Annotated in this window: 24 protein-coding genes; 10 read left to right on the top strand and 14 right to left on the bottom strand. The window is 63.2% G+C overall.

Annotated elements, in window-relative coordinates:
- The 4 genes from JWN03_RS30600 to JWN03_RS30585 all read right to left on the bottom strand — a co-directional run.
- A partial coding sequence (locus JWN03_RS30600; protein WP_297622258.1) for a DUF6630 family protein occupies nt 1-914 on the bottom strand: 914 nt, incomplete at its 3' end.
- A gap of 89 nt (nt 915-1,003) precedes the next feature.
- The gene (locus tag JWN03_RS30595) at nt 1,004-1,582 is read right to left on the bottom strand and encodes a hypothetical protein (RefSeq protein ID WP_297622257.1); all 579 of its coding nucleotides are present in this window, start codon (nt 1,580-1,582) and stop codon (nt 1,004-1,006) included.
- Between the two features lie 180 nt (nt 1,583-1,762).
- On the bottom strand, nt 1,763-2,089 hold the full coding sequence (locus JWN03_RS30590; RefSeq protein WP_297622256.1) for a hypothetical protein: 327 nt from the start codon (nt 2,087-2,089) through the stop codon (nt 1,763-1,765).
- Nucleotides 2,090-2,533: 444 nt separating this feature from the next.
- A complete protein-coding gene (locus tag JWN03_RS30585) occupies nt 2,534-3,541 on the bottom strand; it encodes a hypothetical protein (RefSeq protein ID WP_297622255.1) in 1,008 nt (335 codons plus the stop codon).
- A gap of 310 nt (nt 3,542-3,851) precedes the next feature.
- Between JWN03_RS30585 and JWN03_RS30580 the strand changes: the two genes are divergently transcribed.
- Nucleotides 3,852-4,046: a hypothetical protein gene (locus JWN03_RS30580; RefSeq protein ID WP_297622254.1), complete on the top strand. Its 195-nt coding sequence runs from the start codon at nt 3,852-3,854 to the stop codon at nt 4,044-4,046.
- A 68-nt stretch (nt 4,047-4,114) separates the two neighbouring features.
- On the opposite strand, the gene JWN03_RS30575 is transcribed toward JWN03_RS30580, so the two are convergent.
- Complete coding sequence (locus JWN03_RS30575; protein WP_297622252.1) at nt 4,115-4,381, bottom strand: hypothetical protein; 267 nt, start codon at nt 4,379-4,381, stop codon at nt 4,115-4,117.
- A gap of 370 nt (nt 4,382-4,751) precedes the next feature.
- Here JWN03_RS30575 and JWN03_RS30570 point away from each other — a divergent pair, with 370 nt between their 5' ends.
- On the top strand, nt 4,752-5,174 hold the full coding sequence (locus tag JWN03_RS30570; RefSeq protein WP_297622250.1) for a hypothetical protein: 423 nt from the start codon (nt 4,752-4,754) through the stop codon (nt 5,172-5,174).
- A 253-nt stretch (nt 5,175-5,427) separates the two neighbouring features.
- On the opposite strand, the gene JWN03_RS30565 is transcribed toward JWN03_RS30570, so the two are convergent.
- Nucleotides 5,428-5,778 carry a hypothetical protein gene (locus tag JWN03_RS30565; protein WP_297622248.1) on the bottom strand — a complete coding sequence of 117 codons (351 nt, stop codon included), beginning with the start codon at nt 5,776-5,778 and terminating at the stop codon, nt 5,428-5,430.
- 421 nt (nt 5,779-6,199) lie between these two features.
- Entirely contained in the window at nt 6,200-6,901 is a 702-nt protein-coding gene (locus JWN03_RS30560; protein ID WP_297622247.1) for a hypothetical protein, read from the bottom strand.
- Between the two features lie 520 nt (nt 6,902-7,421).
- Here JWN03_RS30560 and JWN03_RS30555 point away from each other — a divergent pair.
- Entirely contained in the window at nt 7,422-8,198 is a 777-nt protein-coding gene (locus JWN03_RS30555; RefSeq protein WP_297622246.1) for a GNAT family N-acetyltransferase, read from the top strand.
- A 36-nt stretch (nt 8,199-8,234) separates the two neighbouring features.
- On the opposite strand, the gene JWN03_RS30550 is transcribed toward JWN03_RS30555, so the two are convergent.
- The 6 genes from JWN03_RS30550 to JWN03_RS30525 all read right to left on the bottom strand — a co-directional run bounded on the left by JWN03_RS30550 (nt 8,235) and on the right by JWN03_RS30525 (nt 14,283).
- Complete coding sequence (locus JWN03_RS30550; RefSeq protein ID WP_297622245.1) at nt 8,235-9,596, bottom strand: hypothetical protein; 1,362 nt, start codon at nt 9,594-9,596, stop codon at nt 8,235-8,237.
- A gap of 69 nt (nt 9,597-9,665) precedes the next feature.
- A complete protein-coding gene (locus JWN03_RS30545) occupies nt 9,666-10,061 on the bottom strand; it encodes a hypothetical protein (protein ID WP_297622244.1) in 396 nt (131 codons plus the stop codon).
- Nucleotides 10,062-11,898: 1,837 nt separating this feature from the next.
- On the bottom strand, nt 11,899-12,819 hold the full coding sequence (locus JWN03_RS30540; RefSeq protein WP_297622243.1) for a radical SAM/SPASM domain-containing protein: 921 nt from the start codon (nt 12,817-12,819) through the stop codon (nt 11,899-11,901).
- A 129-nt stretch (nt 12,820-12,948) separates the two neighbouring features.
- Nucleotides 12,949-13,377 carry a hypothetical protein gene (locus JWN03_RS30535; RefSeq protein WP_297622241.1) on the bottom strand — a complete coding sequence of 143 codons (429 nt, stop codon included), beginning with the start codon at nt 13,375-13,377 and terminating at the stop codon, nt 12,949-12,951.
- A 144-nt stretch (nt 13,378-13,521) separates the two neighbouring features.
- Entirely contained in the window at nt 13,522-14,043 is a 522-nt protein-coding gene (locus JWN03_RS30530) for an Rv0361 family membrane protein (protein WP_297622239.1), read from the bottom strand.
- A gap of 51 nt (nt 14,044-14,094) precedes the next feature.
- Nucleotides 14,095-14,283: a hypothetical protein gene (locus tag JWN03_RS30525; RefSeq protein WP_297622237.1), complete on the bottom strand. Its 189-nt coding sequence runs from the start codon at nt 14,281-14,283 to the stop codon at nt 14,095-14,097.
- A 197-nt stretch (nt 14,284-14,480) separates the two neighbouring features.
- Here JWN03_RS30525 and JWN03_RS30520 point away from each other — a divergent pair, with 197 nt between their 5' ends.
- The 6 genes from JWN03_RS30520 to JWN03_RS30500 all read left to right on the top strand — a co-directional run bounded on the left by JWN03_RS30520 (nt 14,481) and on the right by JWN03_RS30500 (nt 20,287).
- Nucleotides 14,481-15,959, top strand: coding sequence for a YncE family protein (locus JWN03_RS30520; RefSeq protein ID WP_297622236.1), 1,479 nt, complete (start codon nt 14,481-14,483; stop codon nt 15,957-15,959).
- A gap of 515 nt (nt 15,960-16,474) precedes the next feature.
- Nucleotides 16,475-16,942, top strand: coding sequence for a hypothetical protein (locus JWN03_RS30515; protein WP_297622235.1), 468 nt, complete (start codon nt 16,475-16,477; stop codon nt 16,940-16,942).
- A gap of 46 nt (nt 16,943-16,988) precedes the next feature.
- The gene (locus JWN03_RS45595; protein ID WP_366914495.1) at nt 16,989-17,219 is read left to right on the top strand and encodes an Lsr2 family DNA-binding protein; all 231 of its coding nucleotides are present in this window, start codon (nt 16,989-16,991) and stop codon (nt 17,217-17,219) included.
- Between the two features lie 695 nt (nt 17,220-17,914).
- Nucleotides 17,915-18,574, top strand: a complete 660-nt coding sequence (locus JWN03_RS30510) for a hypothetical protein (RefSeq protein ID WP_297622234.1) — start codon at nt 17,915-17,917, stop codon at nt 18,572-18,574.
- A gap of 149 nt (nt 18,575-18,723) precedes the next feature.
- Nucleotides 18,724-19,323: a hypothetical protein gene (locus JWN03_RS30505; protein WP_297622233.1), complete on the top strand. Its 600-nt coding sequence runs from the start codon at nt 18,724-18,726 to the stop codon at nt 19,321-19,323.
- 391 nt (nt 19,324-19,714) lie between these two features.
- Nucleotides 19,715-20,287, top strand: a complete 573-nt coding sequence (locus JWN03_RS30500) for an ADP-ribosyltransferase (protein WP_297622232.1) — start codon at nt 19,715-19,717, stop codon at nt 20,285-20,287.
- A 184-nt stretch (nt 20,288-20,471) separates the two neighbouring features.
- Here JWN03_RS30500 and JWN03_RS30495 read toward each other — a convergent pair whose 3' ends face one another.
- Nucleotides 20,472-21,326, bottom strand: a complete 855-nt coding sequence (locus JWN03_RS30495; RefSeq protein WP_297622260.1) for a hypothetical protein — start codon at nt 21,324-21,326, stop codon at nt 20,472-20,474.
- Between JWN03_RS30495 and JWN03_RS30490 the strand changes: the two genes are divergently transcribed.
- On the top strand, nt 21,250-21,934 hold a 685-nt coding region (locus JWN03_RS30490; RefSeq protein ID WP_366914496.1), incomplete at its 3' end, for a transposase. The two genes, JWN03_RS30495 and JWN03_RS30490, sit on opposite strands and share 77 nt — an antisense overlap.

Below are 21,934 nucleotides of genomic sequence, written 5' to 3'. Positions count from 1 at the left end.
AGTCGTCGCGCGATGCTGTCGCAGACGCCGGGAACGGCCGATAGCGGCATTTCCCACCAGTTGTCGTCGTCCCAAACGTCGTCACTGAGTGTCCAGCCCTCGGTGACCAGTTCACCCGCATCGTTGTCGGCGTACATCGAAAGCTCCATGCCCACCGCCACGTGCTTGACACCTTCCTGGTATATCTGCACCCACACAGTTTCCGAGAACTTGAATTCCAAGACTGCGTCGACGCCGATGCGCTTACGCAGCATCGTCGCGAGGTCTTCGGTGAACCGATCCCACTCGCTCATGACCGCGCGCCGGCCAACCAAATTGCGGGCGGTCAATGGTCGGCCGGTCTTCGACCAGATCCCCAACCGCAGGACCTGAAACCACCGGTCGGTGGCCTCGCCACGCCGTTCCGCAAGGTCGGCCTCGCGGACAACGACGAGGTCGTAGTCGTCGGAGAAGGTGTGTATGGAGATCAACGCGAACCCTGACTCGTGGCAGCGCTCACCGGTCAACTCCAGAAACCGCTCCAGTTGGTCGCTGGAATCCCAGTCCTCGCATTCGGCAAGGAAATCGGGGTGCCACTCCCACCACGTGCCGACAGGATAAGACGCCAACGACTCCAGGCCGTCCCGCACCGACACGATGTCCTGCTTGAAGTCGAAATTCGCGGACAAGCAATGTTCACCCAGTGCATAAGTCAGCTCACGACGAGGGTCGTCAGTCGTCGAGCGGACCCTGCCGGTGACCTCGGGAAGAGCTGGGGACAACAGCGCCGCCAGGGCCAGCATGTCCTCCCGTACCGATTCAGCCGCGCCATCGTCGTTGCGCTGGTACGCCGCTGCCCAACCCTGCTCGTTCACTCGACCTCCTTCATTCAAAAGCCCACTGCCAGAACGATTTATACTCCACGCCGACGACATGTCCGGTTGCTACAGGGACCGCCCGTACAGATCCGGTAGGAATCGTGGTGGCGAATCGGTTGAATAGGCAGATTCGCTGAGCTTGAGATTTAACCTCTGACGGATGTTTGCGCAGTTCGGCGGGGTTTGGCGCCCTTCTTGTGGCGGGCTGGGCGGGTGTAGGGGTGGCCGGTGGCCAGGATCAATCCGACGTCGTGGTGGGCGGCGGGGTGGTGGTTCTTCAGCCCGCGTGGGCGTCCGGGTCCGGGCCGCGAAGGTTTCGGTGCATCGGCCGGAGAGCCCGTCTTCATGCGGATGTGCCGAAACCCTCGCCGGACTCGGGCGGGGGTGAGCCGGTGGAGTGCGACGGATTTCTCCCAGGGCAGGCGCAGATCGGCGGCCAGGGGCCGCGACAGCCGTAACTGGGTACACGCGGTGAGGATCAGCCAGGTCCAGCGGTCGGCCGCTGCCGGGTCACGCACCAGCGGGCGGGTCCAGCCGAGAGTCTGCTTGAACATCCGGAAGGTGTGTTCGATATCGAAGCGCCGCAGAAACATTCGCCAACAGTGATCCACATCGTCTGAGTTGGCATCTGTGCCCGACCACCACAACCACACGGGCTTGTTCACCCCGCCGCTGGGCAGGTGCTCGACCGTCAGCCGGATCACCGTGCCTTCGAGGATCGGCATCGGCCCGGCCCAGTCCGCCCACGCCGACCGGCGCTGCAACCTCGGATGCAGCCGATTCCACGCGAGCGCGGTCGCTCTTCCGTAAAGCCGTGTATCGGTGCGGGTTTCGGTATCCGCGCAACCCCAGAACACGACCCGGTACAACCTCGATTTCGTGAAACAACGTTCGCGGAAACGCCGCTAGTCAGTGGCGATGGCGCGCCGCGTCGCGGCAATGGTCGCACCCACCCACACCACGCACAGCACAACCACACCCCCGGGGATGATCATCCGCCACCGGTTGTTGTTCCACGCCAATTCCTCATCGTAGGACTTGGTTTGGCTGGTGCTCTTGTAGCCAGTGCACCGGTCTCCGGCCTTCATCGCCTGCCCACCGCAGGACACGGTATCGCTACGAGAGCACGCACCGATCAGGAAGAACACCACCGCCACCATGGCGATAATGCCCGCCGCCATCAGGTGGGTGACCGCCCTATCGAGCGCCCGATCCTCGCTTCTCTCCGACACAGATCCAATCCCCTTCCAAACCACACGAATTCGCGCCACCCCCGCATTCGGATCATTGGCGCGAACCTCCACTCCACGGCAATCTCAGCTCATCGGAGCCGCGTGCGCGAATCGGGAGGCGAGACGCATCGCCGGTAGCGTGAGACTCCTCCCAGTCACGCTCGGCGAATACGCCCACACTCCGCCACGGTGAGCACCAGCCCACCCTGGACATGACGATGCCGCCGGGCGAAGGGGGGAGTAAGCCCGGCGGCATCTGAATTACCGGTGCGCACGCGCACCGAACTGCCGGGCCGAGACGATCGGGGGGAGAGATCGTTCGACCCGATCAAACCCTACGGGCAAACCCTTCACTGCGCGAAACGCATTGCCTCCCAACCACGAAAACCGACACCGACAAGTCGATGTAGTCCAACGGCGTTGTCCACTAGTCGATTACGCCTGTTACCGACTAAACTGATAGTCAATCTCCGCGGTCACTGCCGCACCAGCATCGTGTTCCAGGCCCGCCGGGAGGAACAACAGCTCGTGCGGCTGCGCTCGCTGGTTCGTGTAGTCGTGGACCTTCCCGTCCATCGACCGCCCGGCATCTTCGGTCACCTCGAGCAATCCGAGCCGAGACAACATGATGTGCGCCTCGAACGCATCCCGGCTCAACCCGTAATGCAACAAGCGCGTGCCCGCCGCCAGCTTCTGCGGCTCGTCACCGTGTATATGGCGCATGCGCATGGTGATCAGCAACAGCGCCAACTCGCTGTCCTCGAGGACGTGAATCCATCCGCTGGTGAACAGCGCCACCGGGACCTCGAAATAGGACTCCTCGCCATCCGGGACGCGGTACACATCGCCCGGGTGACCGAACAGGACGTCCTCGCTCATCGCATAAAAGCCCTCATAACGCCCAGACCCTTGTTTCGCCGAATCGACCGGCTCGATCAGCGCTTCTTTCTCGAGCTTGCCCAAGGTGGTCTGCAACTGGCGTACCTGCTTGTCGATCACGCCCATCCGATGCCTGCCGGTGCCGGAGGCCTGCGCGGAGGTCGCGGTCACCGTCGTCCACCCGATCGCGCCACTGTGCGCCGCGCGCAACGGAATCGGTGTGCCGTCGGCCCTGGCCCCCGGCGGCGTCCGCGACTGCGCCTCGAACAACGCGACGAGCATCAGCCGCAACCCGATCCCGTTCGGACTCATCAACCGTGTCGCCGGCGGCCGATGCTCGTGCGGGGGCGCAGACCGATCGGAAGTATCGCCCACCAGCGGGACCGCGAGCCGGATGAAACCACCGCGTATCCGAACCATGGCCAGCTCTCGTTCGAGGGCCAGCTTTCCTAGATTGCCCATGGCGACCGTGCGGGACTTCTGGGCCCGTTCCACCCGTGTGCGCCGCTTCCCGAGCGCGGTGCGCTCCCGTGCGTTCGGCGGACGACTGAGATCGATACGAACCAAAACCACGGCTATCCCCCAGCAATTAGTCTAGATTGCCGCATTCTTAACCTGAACATCTTGACCCGCCAGAAGAACGGCTTCGCCTTCGCAGCGTCGGCAACGTTTTTTCTGGCGGGTCAAGATGTGGTACCTGGTCAGTATACAGGACCGGGACGGGCAGATAGAAAGGTTATAGGCGCTGTTCAGAAGCCCCGATCGGGGTGGAACGGACCGGGCCGATTTTCATTCAGACCGAGGGCGGGAGCAGCCTCCGGGGGTCAGATCCCCGGAGGCTGCGAGGTTCCAACTCTCACGACATGAACCCGAAAGAAGAACCATGACCAAAGTAGCTCCCGGAAAGCCCCCGCGCGAACCTGAGGACGGCAAGCCCCAGCGGCTGCCGATCCGCTGGGCGCTGATCGGTACCTGGTCGGCCGTGGCCGTGGCCGGAGCGTTCCTGCTGGCCGGACCGATTCCGGCGATCATGGCCGGATGCGCTGTGGCCACCGCCGCTCACCGGCTGATCGCATAGCCGCGGCCGCTGGACGGTGCCCCGAATCTCACACGATTCGGGGCACCTTGCGCCTTTTCGAGCTTCCGCTATAGGTCGATGTACTCGCGCGGCGAGCCCGGCGCCGTCGGCCGCGCATCACCCGGATGCAAACCCAGGCCAGGGAACCGCTCGTCGATCTGGGCCCGCGTCAATGAACCCGACACCGGAGCCAGCGCGAACCCGTCCGCCTGCTTGAGCCAATCCCCGGCCGGATCCACCGCCCGCACCCGCTCGATATGCCCGCCGACCACATAGACCACCGCGCGCAGACCAGCCTGCCGGCGACGCGCCTGCACACTCGACGGCGACAGCAACCGCCGAGTGGGAATGCTCCTTCTTGGCGCGAGTATGCTTGCAGGACAGGGATTTTGGATTTTCAAAGTGATAATGATTGGCGGGCGCTCATGACTTCGGCGGTGCTCGTCATGGTCGTGCGATGGCTTCCGCGCCGATGAGATGTTCCCTCACGCAGGTGATGGGAATGCGCGTCGGCCGGTGCACGATGGGACCCGTGGCGAGCGGTGACAGACTCGACCGGTCCGCGATCGCACTATTCGGATATCGCGCTCTATGGGTTCCGGTGTGTCTAGGACGGGAACGGTAGGGACCGCGCTGGTTTGTCGCGAACTCGCGGAAGCATCGACCGCAGCGAAATAGACTCCGAGCGTGTACGTTCCATGCTCGATGTTCCGACGGACTCCCTTGGAACGAGCCAACGAGGACCTGGCGTGGGGGCGGGCTGATCAGTGGTTCTTCGCCGCCGGCGCGTGCCATATCCTCGCTTACGCATTCCTTGAGATCCATCCCTGCGGATTCGTGCCGTTCGGTCTGTGGCCCAGCGGTGCCGATAACCCCGGCCACGTCTACGCCTCGAACGGCATATGGGCATTCGATCACTCCGGATGGACACCGGAGCCGGAACTACTGGTCGTCTCCCGCGCAGCAGAGCCTCACACCAACTACCACTCACGCCCGATCCACATGGATCTCGACGAACTATGCGCCAAGCACTGGATGCGCGCCCGGCCCGAGTTCGCGCACGACCCTTGGCATCGTGCGCACCAATACATTGCGCGATTCGTTGATCCCCGATTGGCCTCACCGTAGGCCGCCGGGGGCTGGACCCCCGGACGCCTCATGTGTTGTTGCGCCGCCGCCCGGTGATCGCGCGGTTGCTGCGCAGGCATTCTCGGGTGAGGGCGCACCGAACGCTGCGCCCGAACACTCGAGGCGATCTTCCATCGAGCGGCCATGATCATGGCCAATTGCTGTGTGTCTGAAAGGGAATCGCGGATGACCACTCGCAGGCGTCCCGGCACGCGGCCTGACAGGTTCAGCCCGCTCACGATCGGCATGACAGCTACGGAGAGCCGCCGAACGGGCGGGTCTGTCGCGGCGCATCCGGTCGCGACAATGCCCGCGCGGGCGTCCACTGCCGGGTCTCGACACGACCGTGCCCATTGCCGGTCGGGATCGCATATCCACACAACCCGAGCCACCCGCCGGTCGTGGTCTGGGCCCACGCGTAGAGCAGGCCAGGCACCGTTTTGGTCAGATCGAGCGCGGCGACTTTGACGCGCAGCGAGACCTCATCCCGGCGGAACGGGCCATCGGAGCCGATCGCGATGCTCAGATTCACGAGGACCGGCGTCGGCGGATCGACGACGCGCCGCTGGTCGGCCGCGAAATCATCTCCCCAGCATTCGAACATGCTTGCGATACTTCCATAAACCAACCGGTGGCTCGAGATAAGCTGCCCCGCATGGTGAACGTGGGCGATCGAGTGTTGCTGGTGGCGGGCGGAGTGTCGGTGTTCCAGGTGCTCGAGATCGACGGCGCCCAACGCCATCGTCGAATCGGTTGAAACCGACTCACCGGGCCGCTACCCATATCCCGTGCGCGTGGCCGAGTTCGTGCCAGCCGATCCGGAGTAGACCGGCGGCATGCCGGAGTACGCATTCCAACGTCGAATAGAGCGCTAGGTCACCACCGACTGGGTGCGCACTGTGAGGATCGCTCGGACGATGTCGACTTCGTCCGCTCCGAATACACATTCAGTCTTCTTTAGCGGCCGGCCTTTGTACTGTGCCGTTGCACGGCGTTCACGCTGGAACCACTGCCGCAGCGCCCCTTCAACCTGCTCCGGTGAGTATCCCTGCGCCCCGCAGCAGCAATTCGGCTCCGGTCCAATCCAACTCGATCGCCCCGCCGCCGGTATCCGGTGGATGCGGAGCGAGGGCCGGCGTTTCCCGCTCAAAGCATGCCACTGCGGTATCGGTCGTCGGCGCGCGCAACCTGTCCACTGTCACCGAGGCCGTCATCATTCTTGCCGCCAGCGGCTTGACCAACTCCAGGGCGTTCTCCTGCACCCACCATCGCCCGGAGTCGGTCAGCCGTGCCAGCACTGTCGGCCACAGCCACACCTCGGCCGTCCCTTGAATAGTCAAATCCTCGAAGGCCGGCGCAGTCGTGAACTCGGTCAGTTTCGGTTCCCGCTTCTCCGCCAAACTCTGTACCGCCCGCCGATACGGGCCCCGATAGCTGCGCCGCAGTTCATGAATTCCGGCGTAGTTGTTCTGCCGCTTCAACGCGGCGAACCGCCGTGCGTGGTCGATCTCCACCAGATGGAACTGCGCCATCGAGAACCATGGTTCCGGCTCGTAGCCGCCCAGCACCCCGACACCACTCTTCCCTCGCCGCAGCGCGATCCACCGATCCGGCGGCTGCGGCGGACTGTTCAACAGGTGAAAATCCCACCACGGCCCATCGATGGTCTCCGCGCAATAGAGTGCTACCAGAACCCGGCGTTGTAGCGAACCTAAACCCCTTGTCACACAGGCATTCTAGGCCCGATATGGCAGTATCTGTATCCACTCGGGAGAAGCGCCAACCTACCTTTTGCGACCGTGCAAACCAACGCTGAACAGCAGCCGAACCCCAACCCTGCCACCGCCAACAACCTCACTGCCCCAACAACTCCGATGGCCCATACCCCGGACCTCGACCTCAAACCCGAATTGATCAAAGCGGGCCTGATCTACACAAGCCGTGTCGGAGCGTGGCTCACTATCCGAGTGATCGAATGGTGGCTAAACCACACTCAGTAGCACTCACGCCCGAGACACCCCGGCGGCGTGCTGCCACGCCGCTGGGGCGTCTCGGGTCCATGAGGCCCACACCGTTGAAAAGTCATCCCTATGAGCGCTCACCAATTCGTCGGCTCTGGAGAGGTGTCCGGGGGCGGTCTCGAAGTACCAGCGGCACGGGTAGGCGCGATCGAATCGGCTATCCTGCGAAATCTGCTACCCCACAACGTTTTCCATGGATGCACGGTAATGTTCATCGGATAGGTTCGTGCATGACAGGGGGCGCGGGGTGCCGAAGTCCAAGGGGCGCAAGCCGAAGAAGTCCGACGCTGTTCGCCGCGCGTCGCCGCGTCGGTTGTCAGTACCGGCGGCGGCGAAGGAGATCGCCGTCGGGCCGTACCGGGTACGCCCGGCCCGGACCCCGGAGGAACTGAGCGGGTTCGAGCGCTGGGCGTCGATGGCGGGTGCGGGGGGACCGAAGGTGGCGGCGAACCTGGTTAGTGCCCATGCCGACGGCTTCCTGGGTGAAGGTCTGCGCGATCCCGACAGTAGCTATCGGATGATGGCGGCCGCGGTGACCGGTGGTGACGTCGATGCGGTGGTGTGGGCGCGCACCGACGCGCTGGTGGCCACTCTGGACGGGCAGATCGTCGGTGGCGCACTCGTCGGGCCAGCCGCGCAGTTCATCTCCGACCTCGGCGAAGCGCACGATCTCAGCACCACGGCCGTCATGCAGGCCCTGCTGTTCACGTCCAAACTGCATCTAGTGGCCGTCGACGACGACCACCGCCGGCACGGCCTCGGCCGCGCCCTGGTGCATGCCGCGACCTTCTCCGCATACCGCGGCGGGGTCCAGATCCTGTATGGCCAATTCCTCACCAGCGACCAGGGATTGGCCGACTTCTACGGTCGGCAGGGCTTCACGGTAATGCCGCCTGCCACACCACTGAACTTCTCTCAATGGCTGGACGGATTCCCCGGCGGACCGGCGCCGCTGGCGAACGAGACATTCTTCTACCGCGCCCTGACCACTGACGGTTTCTGACCTGGACGCCAGCACATCAGTGGCCTTTTCGTGTTTTCAGCGTTCGACTGGATCGTTGGGCTCGCTGCGTCGGAGAGTGAGTGCACGCCTGCTCTGCGAGGGTTCGAGGGATCGCTCGACCACCTTCGCGATGAGTGCGTTGCGGGCATCGACGTCGGTGATCTGGTTGATCAGGTCAGTTTGCTTCACCAGCATGATCGCGTCTTTGGTGCGATTGGACACGACCAGCGACACTCCTCCAAGCGCACCACCGCTGAGCGCGGTGTAGAGGGTGGCGGTGTCGTGTCCGATGCCGGTGGCCGCGAGGATGACCGACGCGAGGAACGTGAGCACCGACCCGTACGCGAGGGCTTGCCCCGCAAACAGCATCCGTTTCAAGTTCGTTGTGGCGATCGTTGCGATCTGCGACGGCGCGACTGTCGACATGGCCGCGCCGACCGCTGTCGCGCCCGCTGCGGCTGCGGCCGCGACGTCGAGGCCGGTGTTACCGGTGCCGCCACCCTCGACGGCGGCGGCCAGGACGATCGCGTACACACTCATCGGTATTCCTATCGAGATTCGTTGCGTCACAAAGGAACGAACAGGTAGAAGGGAGATCGGAGCCGGTGGAGCCGGTGGAGCCGGTGGATATCGGTATAGAAGAAGGGTGAGGGGTGAGGAGTAGAGGTCTATGGGATGCCACCCGGTGAGGATCTTTCCGCATCCGTAGCGGACCAGCCGTGCCTCCTGACCTCCCTCAAACATCAGGAGTTTCCATACGTCGAGTGTCCAGAAGAGGTCGTGGACGAGGCGCCCGTGCTCGTGCACCGTGACCGCGAATTCATTTCTCAGACCGGGCAACCCGGGACTCGACGGCGTGGACCGGACATAGAGATGACTCTCGATATCTCGCTGCAGTCGGCCGTACGTGTAGTAGAGGGGCTGCAAGTCAATGATGTGGCGGTAGACGAGGAAGGCGAAGCTGAGATGGACGGCACCCAGCTCGTTGACGTCATCGAAAGCGAAGAGGGATCTGCTGGTGACGGATACAGGCTGGACGAGGGGGTCGTCTTCTTTGTCCGCCAGGGTCCGCAACGATTGTTTCCGTGCCCGGTCGAGGGCGAGATTCTTTTGGCTGACGTCGACCATAAGGGTGAGGATCGCGTCCCACGCGATGGCGACGTCCTCGGCCAGTTTTACCCAGTCCGACCGCGGGTCCTCCACGACCGATTGCAGGCGCCGCCAGGGCCATCGAGTTGCCGTGAACTGGTCACGCAAGAATGTGCGCAGGGTCCCCACCGGCCCGATTCTGTCCCAGAATCGTTGACCGGGCAGCGCATTCGGTAACGGCGACCGGCGAACGGGTTCACCGGCGCCGGAACGAGTTGCCGTCTTCTGCTGCTCTATGTCGGGGTGCATCAGTAGCGTGCAGCAGATCGGGAGCCCCGGCACCTGCCGGTGGCTCCCGATATGGCATATCAGCCAGGGCTATTCGTCGCCGGGAGGGAAGGCGCGATCGAAGAACGCGTCGTAGGCGTGGTCGGGGAGTTTGCCGTCCATGACCAACGCGGTGCGCAGGGCGCGAATGCTGGTGCGGCGGGACAACTTCAATTCACGTTCGGCCTCACCGACGATCAGGCCGATGGAGTGGCTGGCCATGGCCGGCTGGTGGCGCACGAGCCAATCGAGCATTTTCGCGACCTGCCAGGTCACCGCGACCATGACATTCTCGGGCCGTTCGCCGTCGTTGAGTTCGGTCGCCAGGTTGAGATTGAGGGCGAACTGCTGCAGGACGGCGCAGCGGATCGTGACGGCCAGTGCTTCGGTGGGAACGATATTGCCCAGGTCGCTGGCCACGACCCAGGCCAGATCGTCGGCGAGCACCGCGCACTCCGACGCCGAGGAGCAGGAAAATCGTGGCGACCCACGACACCGATCGACTGACCGGCAGCACAGGGACCTGAAGAATCAGATCAACGACAAGGTCCTCCGCGAGGCATATACCAACACCACGCACATCTTTGACCAGCTGAAATGTGCCCAACACCAGGAAAATATTCACAACAGGCCGGTGTGATTTCCGGGAGCTGCCCGTCTCGAGAGGCACACCGTGTCACGGAACGGTGAATCCGACGACTTCGCTGCCCATCCATCTTGTGGTGCCGCTGAACACTTTTCGGTACCCACAAGCCTGAGTAGTGAAGCCTGTTACCCGTCCGGCCGCCGACGACTTGCCGACGAGTCGCGGGAGTACACGCTGGATCCGGATCTACGAACGGCGCCATCGTGAGGGACATCGCTGGCGATGAGCCACGCCGAAACCATCAGTGCCATTGATCCAATCCTTCACTGCCGCGCCAGTACTCGGTGCTATTGGCGCCGGGCGAGGCCACCCGATTCGAGCTGACACGGCGGCGTACCTGGCGCGGCCCTTGGATTCCCGCCGCCCGCCTGAACCGGTCCTGCCCACTGTGCACCGCGCCGCCGGAGCCGGTTCGGGCGCTGGTGTGGGATCTGCCGCTGACCATCGGCTGCACGCAGCACCACCGCCGACTGCTGTCGTCGGAGCAAGTGCTGCAAACGCAGTTCCCTGGACCTGCTGCTGACCGCCGAGAACATCGGCGGCCTCGAATGGGTGAGATACCAAAGCCTGCTGCGCCAAGTCGTCGCCGAACTCCTCGACCACGACCGGCGCACCCCGCTGCGCGACCTCGCACACCGGGCCGGAGTCCGCGCCTGAACCGGCGGCGTGTTCAGTGCTGGCGTGCGGATTCGGGTCTGATTTAAGGGGTCTTCGAACATCGGCGTGTCTCGAAGTCGTCTTCACTAGCGTGTTTTTTTGCTCGTACTCGTCTTCAGCGCGGGGGTCGGGATGGCCGGGTATTCCTGGCCCGTTGTCTTATTCACGGCGCGACCCGCGTTCTGGATTGGGCGCGGGCCTCACTCGACACAAAAAGTGCAGCCCACCCGAGACCCGTCGGCTTGCAGCAGCTCTTGGGCGCCGGTCTGCCCGGCCCTAATGATGCGGTGCGCGACCGTTGCATTACCCCTCGTAATAGCCGAAGTACCACCCGGATCCTCTTTGGGGTGCGTTGCCCCCGAACCCTGACCCATCAGTACCATTTCCTGGGGAGTAAGCGCAGCCGATCAGCCGCGCGCGCTGGGATGGGTCTGCGTCCATCGTCAACGCCTTGTCGTTTAATTCATCCTTGCACTGCTCTTGCGTATACGGCCCGTACCAGCTGTACAAATCGCGTGCAGCTGCCGTCCCGGCCATCATGCTGGCGATAGTTCCTGTCATCGCAAGCATCCCAATTACACGCGTAATCGACACTACAACGGTCATCTCTGTCTCCTTTGAACCTGAACTATTCGATGTTGCGGAAATTTGGGCGGCGGATGATATCTCGACGGTCAGCTATGTCAGAGCCTGCGGCGAACTGTTGTGGAGACTTCGCTTTGTTGTTTCTTGTGCACAATGAATCGGTCAGACGGATTAGCGCCGCATACCTTCCATTGGTTGTCTTCTTTCGCCGGGCTCACCACCTCGGATTGGACTCGTCCCTCGGCTGAGCGGCCGAACGAAGCGATGTGCCACGAGCTGGGAGGTCAGTTCACGCAGGTCGGTCTGTCTTACGAAATACTCTGGTCGGTGGATTGGGAAAATACGTTTGCCGATGTCATGACCTCAATCGGTGGGCCCAGAACACGCCTGTGGCCCTCAGTACTGTCCGCCCTTGGGCTTGCAGACGAACTGGCCGGGAACACAGATCGGAAGGCAGCGGGGGTTGCAGACATCCGGACCGCAGATCCCGTCCCGGTGGCGCTGATTCTCAGCGGTCGCGTTTCCGATGGCGGTCCTGGCGGTCGCCAGCTCGGGACTGTCGATGACCTGTCGCAAGCTGGACTCGAGCACATCGCCGACCTGGAGGGACCGGGTGAAGACGCACGGGCGCACGACACCATCCGGGTATACGGCAAGGACATCCCCGGCGCATTGACCGCACAGTTCCCCGAGAGGCGTGTCCACTTCCGTATTGGCACGACCAGCGCGGCGAACGTGATCGACCTCGATGTCCTGGACTCCCAGATCAGCCAGGAGTTGACGGGCTTGTTCTACCCGTTGGTCCTCGAGCACCGCCACGATGCCGACCCGAACCGGAATACCCCGCGCGATTGCCTTGCTGATGTTCTCGGTGGTCCGCTTGTGTGCCAAGGCATTTCCGGTGATCAGCGTGTGCTGCTCCGGCTGATCGGAGTAGTAGCTGGTCGCCAGTCGGACGTTGTACTCGACCAGCGTGTCCCAGATGTCGGCGCGGATACGGACCAGATTCGAGTACACCTCGGTGGCGATCCCGAGCGAGGACGCGTGCCGTATGAGTTCCGGTAGTGCCGGGTGCAGCGTCGGTTCGCCGCCGATGAACTGGATGGCACCCACACCGATCACGGCGGCGTCGTCGATGACCGAGAGCCAGTCATTCGTGGTCATCGTGCCGTGCGTTTTGGTGGGTCCGCTGTCGGCGTAGCAGTGCGTACAACTGAGCTGACAGAGTCCGGTCAGCTCCAACCACAGAAAGCTGGCGCCGTGGCCGGGCTCCTGTGCGGATGTGGGATGAATGTCGAGTCCGGTCTGAATGGTCATAGCGTGTCTCCGGGAGTCAATGAGTCAATTGTCGTTGTGGATCAGGAATCTGGGCCGTGAGGATCACGCGGGCGGTGGCCGGCGAGACACGCGGCCCTGATCCTCTGACATACATGGGCGCATCAATGGTCACGTCAGGAAGAAATACCACTTACCTGTATCGAGCCAGCCTTGATTGAATTTCGCCGGCACGTTCGGACTGAAGCAGTTGGAAATCGACCAGCGGAGATACGGGTGCACCGTTCCGGGCAACAGGTCATTTCGTGTGCTATTGCATTCCTCCACGGTCTGGTACGGGCCGTAAGCGAGTTCGTCACTGGATTGAGGCAGACAGCCGACAACAACCGAGAGAAGGCCCGACCCGATGCTGGCGACTCCGGCGCCAACGGCGAACACGGCCTTGCCAGTGGTAGGCAGGTACGCTCCAACGACGGTGCTGGTGCCGCCGGCCGTCCCGGCCAACCCTCCGACGCACATCAATATTTTTGTGCTCGGGTCGGCGGAAGCGGGCGCACTACCAGCCGTTGCTGCGATAGTGCCCGCGAGTGCGGTCGCCACGGCGATTCGTCGGATGGTCAAAGTCCTGCTGTGGCGAGAAACAAGTGACATGATGATGTCCCGTTCTGCTGACTACTAATTGGTTCGATGAACAAGGGTCTACGTCTGAATTTGCGGTTTCGGTTTCGGATTCGAGTTCGCCTGCTAGAGCGTGCAATACTTCCACGCCCCGTTTTCTCTGGCTATCGTCGCGACGAAGCTTCTCGGGTCGGGCTTGGAACTCGAGTGCATGACAATATCCGCGGTTGCGGTGTCCTCGTACACTCGGATATTCGAAATAGAATCGACCGTCATCGAGAATGGTCGCTTGCCGGAGTCGTCTCCAGTTCCTTCTTCGTCGAAGGCTTTCGAGAAGGACGCCGCAAGGGAACTGCAGCTGTTGCCGATGATGTTTTCCTTTTTGCCGGTGTTGATGGAGTCGAAGAACGCTTGTATCGCGGTCCTCACATCACCCTCGGCCGACGCACCGGCAGAGCCGCAACCCAGAGTCGCGAATGTTGTGAGAGCGAGCGCGCTCACCAGAGTTGCCTTGAGGGAGGCGCGGTGAAATGACATGTTGTTACTCCGGTCGGTTGTGGATTGCGGCAGAGGATTCGCTGCCTTGGGATGGGACCGTGTGAATCGGGCCTTGTGTGCGATGCCGAGGGCTGTTCCGTGGTTGTTCATCGGGAGACGGTCCGCGATCGGTCCCGGAAAGTCGGGGCCACCGCGATCCGGCTACCGCACTTCGCCAGGGTCGACGCGAAGGACGCGGGTTGTGCCGTCGATGGGAAATGCGACCTCCGTCGGCTCACCGGTTGGTGTGGTTTCGGTGACTGTTCCGGTCGAGCCGGCGGGCACCGATTCGCGGATGACGCCCCCCAGATCTGTGGTGGCGGTGACCCGATCGCCTTTCCTGTAACTCATCAGCGGGTCTGCTTTCCGTGGTGGACGTGGTGTGGCCAGTTCGGCTGCACCGGATCAATTGGGCACTCCCGCGGAGCGGGCACATGCCGCTCAGGTGTCGGTTATCGTGCGTGTGTGAGTGCTTTGAGCTGCCGTTTCACTGGGTTGCACGCGTTCGGCGAGCCGTGCCCGAGTCGGGTCCTGGGAGAGGGTCCTCTGTGAGCGTTCAGGGGGGAATTGTCGAGTCTGCACAGTTGCGCTTCGCTCGTGATCTACGAGACCTGTACAACCGTGCCGGCCAGGGCGCTCAGCGACTCTCGGAAGCGACCGGGGTCTCGAAATCGACGATCGAGGGGTGGTTGCCGAACGCGCAGACCATGGAAGTGAAGACCCTGCCGCGCGAGGAAGCCCAGTTCCTTCTCGTGATCGACACGATGCTCAAAGCCGCCGGGTACAGCGGACGCGAACGTGTCACAGTCCGCGCGCGCCTGCAACGAGGACGCAAGGAAGCCCGCGAAGAGCGGGAAAAGGAGATCGCGGCAGCGCGTCTGCTGGAGCGTCGCGCCGCCGAGACCGCCGGCGCTAGGGACCCCACACCGCACACCGATCCGGTCGATTCGCCCGGATCGGACGACGATGCCTCACCGGCGGGGGTGAGCCTCGATGCGCGAGAACCCGAAGCATGGCGGTGGTGGGTCAGCCGCGTCATCGTCCCGATCGCCGCCGCGATGTCACTCTCGATCGGGGCGGCGACGTGTGTTCATATCGTCATCAACCGCCCGCACGCGCCCAGCGAGACCACCGGCACCGACAACCTGACAATTCCGGTCGGTCGAGACCCGCGGGGACTCGCCATCGATCCCGCCTTGCACCGCCTATACGTCACCGCACGGGTCGACGGCGCCATGTCGGTGATCGACACCGACACCCACAAGGTGATCAAAAAGGGAATCCCGGTCGGACCGAACCCGATCTCGGTCACCGTCGACCCTGCCACCCACCTGCTGTATGTCGCGAACGACGCCAGCACCGACACCCCCGCGCAGATATCGGTCATCGATGGCGACAACCTCACCGATGTCATCGCTGTTGCCGCGCATCACATAGCGGTCGACCCCAACAAGCCAGGCATCATCTACACCGCGAACAAAGCCGACAACACCGTCTCGGTCATCGAAGTCGGCGGCGGCAAACACCGCGTCCTACACGACATCCAGGTAGGAGCGGGCCCGGATTTCGTGCTGGCCGACCCCACCAACCCACAGATCCTGTACGCAGCGAACCAGGACGCACACACCGTGTCGGTGATCGACCTGACCGCACTTACCGAAACCGCGACGATCCAAGTCGGCAAAGAACCCAGAAGCCTCGCGTTCGAAGAACCCCACACGCTCTACAGCGGCAACTGGGACCACACCGTCACCATCATCGACACCAGCACGCGTGCGACCGCGTCGATCCTCGCCGGTGCCAGCCCCAGCAGCATGGTGATCGACCCCGACACCCACATCCTGTACACCGCCAACTGGGGAAGCATGAACATATCGGTGGTCGACACCCGAAAGCGCAGACTCATCGAACCCGCGTTTCCGACAGGCGGCAGTCCGACCAACATCGCCATCGACTTGGGCACTCACACCCTGTACACCGCGAACTGGGACACCAACTCCGTCACCATCATCGACACCAGCAAGTAATGAGGTGAGTCGGCTCGCTCACCATCTAGGCACCAACCAGAATCGAACTCGCGCCGCAGCCCGAACCTGATTTCGCAAACATCGACACTGCTGATGGTTCCCGAACCAATTCTCGCCAGGGCACGGCAGGCGCACATACCTCCCCGAGATCAGCGAGACATCGATCCTTCGTCCTGGCAGCTGCTGAACACGACTTCGAACATCACTGAAGACGACTTCGACCGCACGAAAATTTCAGTGATGCCCCGCGGTAACTGAACTGTGGAGCTTCGTTGCTCGCGCCGGTCGTGCGGTTCCTTCAAGCAATCCCATCATCGGGACCCGGTAGGAATAGGTGGTTCCATGCCCACGGGTCGGCCGGACGTCCGTTGGGTTCTCGACCGAATCGGAACTTGGCCGCATTGTCGTTACGGCGTACGAAATCCGCGAACAGTCCTCGCGCTGGAAAGCTTGCGATCAACGCGTCGACATGGTCGGTCTCGCCTGCGAGCTGTAACGCATCCAGTAGCCGCCGGGTGCCGAACCCCACCCAATTGCGAGATGTCGCCGAACAGTTCGCCGACGAACTGGATCAGAACACCCGAACCAACGAGCCCAAAGCAATGATTGTTGTCGACAATGCCGACGAGGATGCACACCTGATCCGGCTCGACGGCCGGGCGATCGAGCTGGCTGAAGGACCGCAGGCCGAATACGAAGCCACCGGAACAGCGATGGTCCTCGACGGGCTGGGTGAGGTTCCCGAGAAAGAAGCAGGAGGCCTATTGCTGTCTGAGTTGGATATATCGGGCCGCCGTCGATGCCTCTACTGCTACGGGCCGTTGCCGACTTCAGGTTCAGGCAAGCAGGGTCGGCCACAGGAGTATTGCAGCAGTGCGTGCAGGCGCGAGCTTCTCGAGAAAGTGTTCGGCCAGGACCAGCGGACCCTTGAGGAATTCCGCACGCGCGAAGGTGTTCCGCGAGCGGAAAAGAGCATCGGCTGAGCGTAGAAGAATGCCGCTGGGCGGCAACGGTCGACGCCGGTAGTTCGTGCCGTCCGGCGCTCGAGAACGGCGTCGAACCGGGAAGAACCCGCCGCGTGTCCGTTCCGAAGAGTCGGCAGACATTCGCAAGTGGGTCAGGGAGCACGGCCACACGATGGCGCCCCGCGGGCGAATCGACGAGTCCATCGTCAAGGCCTGCAAAAGGGCCAGGGAGCACGCCACCGAAATCTCAGTTCCCGAACCCGTCGCGGACGTGAGCGAAGCCAGCCATTCCTGAGGGTGATGACTAGCCTGGTGACTGACACGATAACTGTGTCACCAGCATGGTTACCACTTCGGTAACCAGTCAAGTCACCATGTTATGCATGGCGCAGCAGCTCTTCGAGCTGCGAGTATCTGTTCCGGTCCCCATCCCTTCCGTCCGCAAGCTACCGGTTCTTGACCACCCTCGCTCGGCGAGCACTCAAACAAGGGTGGTCAAGAAACCAGGGACGGGGACCGGAACAGATACTCAAAGTAAGGTTCAGTAAGAAAGTATTAATCTAAATATTGGTATGTCTGTGGTTTTATCTGTGTACTTCCGCAAGCTCCACACACAGACACAACCACGGACATACCAACCAACATCCCCTGCCCCTTCGCGCTTGAAGGGGTTCCGCCTCCCCCTCGGCCGACGCCCCCTCCCCCGGAGGGGGCTGGCCTGCCCGCCTCCGACGGTACGTACCTGCATTCGCGGACCCGCGCTCCGGTGGTGGGTGAGGGCAAAGAGACACCCTCCCCGACCGCCTCGTCAGAGGTTCCGTGCGGTCGCCGCTTTTACCGCGCCCGCGTCGCCTGCCGCCGGCAGGCCATGAAAGCGCAATCCGCCATCATCCCTGTAGTACGTTCGAGGTTCATACACGGTTTCGACGAGCGGTGCGACTGGGGTGCGTGCCGAGATACGATCGTCGCATTCCTGGCAATGCCTGACCGGTGGGGTTCGAGATGATTGATACCGACCTGATGCGGCGCATCCGTGCCTTTCCTGCCGATGACTGCTGCATCGCTGGCATTGATCCGATCATCGTTCTCGTCGCCTCCGATGATGACTCAGAGCTACGTGGCGGAACCATTGCCGACCTCGACCGCATCCGCGCTGCAGAACTCGTGGCCGGGACACGGAGCCGGGCACGGTGGCGACCTCAATTGACCAACCGGGCGATCAATGACCATTTCTCCGCACCGCAGGCCACGCCGATGTCCAACCTGCCAGCGCCGAAGAGCACTGCAGTAAGAATGCCGCGATACGCGCAACAGGGGTTCGCGGAAGTCGCATTGTTCTGGGTCACGATGCAGCTTCTCGGTGAATGGCAGGTCCCGAGCACGTCGACCAAGACCGCCACCTCGAAAGAAGTTCGGGCCGCCTGCGGTGCCGCCGCCCACGCACGGGTGAACAATGTCGACGCCGATCTCATCGAGGAATCGCTGTCCGATGTCGCCGCACTGTGTAGCGCGTTGCTTCTGCGCCGCGACGCCATCGCCAGCAATGCGCCCGACATGATCGGCCGTCACGACGCCGCAGTCCGCGCCGTTGCGCTACTCGCGACCGGTCTGCCCTCGGCGGCCCGACTGACGATCGAGGGAATCCCATGACCGACGGCCCGCAAATTTCGAGACCTAGCAGAGCGAAGGCCGCGATCACCAAGCGTGATTCCTCAGTGCTGACGTGGTTGGGTGAGGTGACCATCGCGGGGACCGACTCGATGCGGGCGGCTTACATGCATTTCGGATCTGGTGAGCCGATGCCCAAACAGAACCTGTCGCGCCGCCTGAGCCTGCTCCAGAAATCCGGGTACCTCGGTGGCGAGACACTGCACCGCGGCAACAATCGGCGCGTCTACTGGGTCGCGGGGAAGCACTATCCGGTCGCACGCAGCACCCTGGCACACGATCTCATCGCCGCTCATCTCTCGATCAATCTCCTCAGCGCAGGAAACGCCCCTCTTCTGACGCACAACCAAAACGTTCCAGGCAATGTCGCTACAGACCGCCGCACATGGACCCAGGACGCTCCCGCCAGCACATCGAGCCACTGCGCGGACGGCCTGCTGTGGCAGCCGAACAATGCCGCCGTCATTGTCGAAGTCGAACTTTCACCGAAGACATCGAATCGATTGGCCACTATCCTCCGATCCCACGCCGACCGTATCGGGGCAACCAATGATCCCGCCTCCCATGTGCTGTACCTGACCACCCGCAGCGTCGGACAGCTCATCGCCCGTGCATGGCGCAGCAACGGGCACGCCGCGGACCATCCCGCCGGGATGCAGATCATTCATGCCGTCGACGACACCACCCTCGATATCCTTCCCAATTTCGCCACGATCCCCATCCCCGCATGATGGTGTCGCCGCGCGCGCTCGCGGTTACCTCGGCGAATTCGTGTGCGGCGTAGTGGAAGTCCCCCACGGTCTCCACCTCGCTGCCGGCGGCCCGATCAGCTGGCACACGCTGGCCCCGCGACCCAACTCGCTTACCGCAATGTCGTGAACCTTCCGCGCCGATCATCGTCGCGGCAAAGACTCAATCATGTTCTGTTGCCGGAGAATACGGCCGCAATCATCGCTTTCGGCACCAGTCGGGGCCTTTGCGTCGGAGCGGAGATCAGCGGTAGCACAAGCGCTCCGAGCTTCCGCTAACTGAGCGTCCAGATGCGAGGTGAATGCGGACCTGCCGCAGGCTGATCGGTGGCGCGCGGGCCGCGGGACGACCAGGGTACGGAACAATGCTCCTGTGGCAGAAGACGATTTCGGTTTCGACGAGTGGCCCTGGGCCGAAGCAGCGCTCGCGCAGCAAGGCCCGGACCGGCTCACCGACGAGGAACGCGACGTGATCGCCGCCTACGCGCACAATGGGTTCACCGACATCAATGACGCCCTGTGGGGGCAAGTTCCGATGACACCGGCACTGCAGCGCCGGATTGCCCTCATCAGGTCCGGACTCGCGAAATACCCTCTACCGCAGACGGTTCGCGTCACCCGGGAAGCAGACGGGCAGGTCTACGGCATCCTCGACGAGGAATCAGCGGCCGAACTGGTCGATGTGGAATTCATCCACGACGGTTTCATGTCGACCACCGGCGTCGCTGTTCCGCCACGATCGATGCGCCATCGCGACCCGGTGATCCTGGATCTGCTGGTGCCCGCGGGCACCCCAGCCCTGCGGTTGGGCGCGCTCAGCCCGGTCCCCCCGGAAAGGGAAGTGCTTCTTATCGACGCCCGCCGCTATGTCGTGATCCACACGAGTATGGACACTGCGCGTAATATGTGGCGCATCCAGGCAATTGTGAAGGGCGGCGACCAATGAGTGCACTGACGCAGGAGACATGGCGCGCACGCAGGGTGAAGCTGACACCTGAACAAGTCGCAGAGAACCGGCGCGAAGCCGAGAAGCTCCTGGGCCGTAAGCTCCCCCCGCGCCCGACTCCGGCGACATCCGGTAAACACGACAAGTAAACGCCCTGAGAGCCCGCCGAGGTCAGCGGGCTCTCTCAGAAGTCGATGTACTCGCGTGAGGACCCCGCCGTCGTCGGGCGTTCGTCCCCGGGACAGAGCTTCAGCGAAGGGAACCGCGCATCGATCTCGGTGCGCGACAGCGGATCCGACACCAGCGCCAGACTGAACACACCCGGCAAGTCCTCCCACGCGGCCCCCGGATCCAATGCTCGCACGCGCGCGACCTTCCCGTCCACGACGTAGACCACCGCCCGCAGCCCGGCGCGCCGCCACGATGGCACCGGACCCCGCAGAGACGACAGCCGCCGATCGGCCTCCCACACCGGATCCGCCGACCTGGCGAATTCCTCGAGCAGCACGCCCTGGGTGCGTGTCTTGCGATACACCACCATCACGTGCGGGCCCACATCGCGGGCCGCGGACGCCAGATCCGCGAGGATATCCTCCAACGGCGTCAAACCCAGCGCAGGGAACGCGAGCCGCACCCACTCGTACGGCGCGAACACCGCCCGCTGCGCACCGCGGAACATGACCACCGTGTGAATCCCGGCCGCGAGATCCTTCACGACGTCCGCGACGTTGATCCGGGCATCGGTCGAAGCCCGTTCGCGCACATGCGAATCCGGCACAACCAGATCCTTGTTCGTCTTCTGGCCCTCAGACCACATCCCCGGCGACAGCATCATCGCCGTAGGCTCCGTCCCATTCAGATTGACCTGGACGAACTTGTCATCGGCCGCGTACTTCCAGCGCGGTATCCGGGCAGTGGACGGCTCGCCGCCGCCAACGACGGCGCCGGCGCATCGCGAAGATGTGGTGTTGGCGGTCGACGTGTCGCCGTGGCTGCGTCCCGATGGCGCGACCTGCGCACAGCGCTGTTTCTGCCACACCTACGGTCGCGGCGCGGGCGAGCATCAGATGGTGCCGGGCTGGCCGTACTCACTGATCGTGGCATTGGAGACCGGCCGCAGTTCCTGGACCGCGTCACTGGACGCGCAGCGACTGGAACCCGGCGCGGACCTGTTCGCGGTCACCTGCACCCAAATCCGTGACCTCACAGGGCGTCTCATCGACGCCGGGCAATGGCAGGACGGTGATCCAGACATCCTGGTCGTGCTCGACGCCGGCTACGACGGCCCGCGCCTGGCGCACCTGCTCACCGATCTGCCGCCTAAGATCCTGGTGCGGCTGCGCAGCGATCGGGTATTCCATCGCCCGCCGCCGCCGTACCTGTTCCGCCCCGACGGCGGCCGGCCCGCACGTCATGGTGGCGAGTTCGTCTTCAAGGACCCCGTCACCTGGGGTAGTCGTGACATCGAAACGACTACCGACACAAGGCTTTACGGACGGGCGACCGCACTGGCGTGGAACCGGCTGCATCCGAGGTTGCAACGCCGGTCGGCGTGGGCGCACTGGGCCGGGCCGATGCCGATCCTCGAAGGCACCGTCATCCAGTTGACGGTCGAGCACCTGCCCAGCGGTGGAGTGAACAAACCGG

The sequence above is a fragment of the Nocardia sp. genome (assembly GCF_025465275.1).
Classification (GTDB): Bacteria; Actinomycetota; Actinomycetes; order Mycobacteriales; family Mycobacteriaceae; genus Nocardia.
The sequence above is the reverse complement of the archived record's forward strand: the minus strand, read 5'-3'. Positions and strand labels throughout refer to the sequence as shown.

Excerpts from the sequence above, each read along its gene's own strand:
- JWN03_RS30595 (WP_297622257.1), bottom strand. The coding sequence starts at position 1,582 with ATGCCGATCCTCGAAGGCACGGTGATCCGGCTGACGGTCGAGCACCTG.
- JWN03_RS30580 (WP_297622254.1), top strand. The coding sequence starts at position 3,852 with ATGACCAAAGTAGCTCCCGGAAAGCCCCCGCGCGAACCTGAGGACGGC.
- JWN03_RS30570 (WP_297622250.1), top strand. The coding sequence starts at position 4,752 with ATGTTCCGACGGACTCCCTTGGAACGAGCCAACGAGGACCTGGCGTGG.
- JWN03_RS30565 (WP_297622248.1), bottom strand. The coding sequence starts at position 5,778 with ATGTTCGAATGCTGGGGAGATGATTTCGCGGCCGACCAGCGGCGCGTC.
- JWN03_RS30550 (WP_297622245.1), bottom strand. The coding sequence starts at position 9,596 with ATGCACCCCGACATAGAGCAGCAGAAGACGGCAACTCGTTCCGGCGCC.
- JWN03_RS30540 (WP_297622243.1), bottom strand. The coding sequence starts at position 12,819 with ATGACCATTCAGACCGGACTCGACATTCATCCCACATCCGCACAGGAG.
- JWN03_RS30530 (WP_297622239.1), bottom strand. The coding sequence starts at position 14,043 with ATGAACAACCACGGAACAGCCCTCGGCATCGCACACAAGGCCCGATTC.
- JWN03_RS30525 (WP_297622237.1), bottom strand. The coding sequence starts at position 14,283 with ATGAGTTACAGGAAAGGCGATCGGGTCACCGCCACCACAGATCTGGGG.
- JWN03_RS30505 (WP_297622233.1), top strand. The coding sequence starts at position 18,724 with ATGCCCAAACAGAACCTGTCGCGCCGCCTGAGCCTGCTCCAGAAATCC.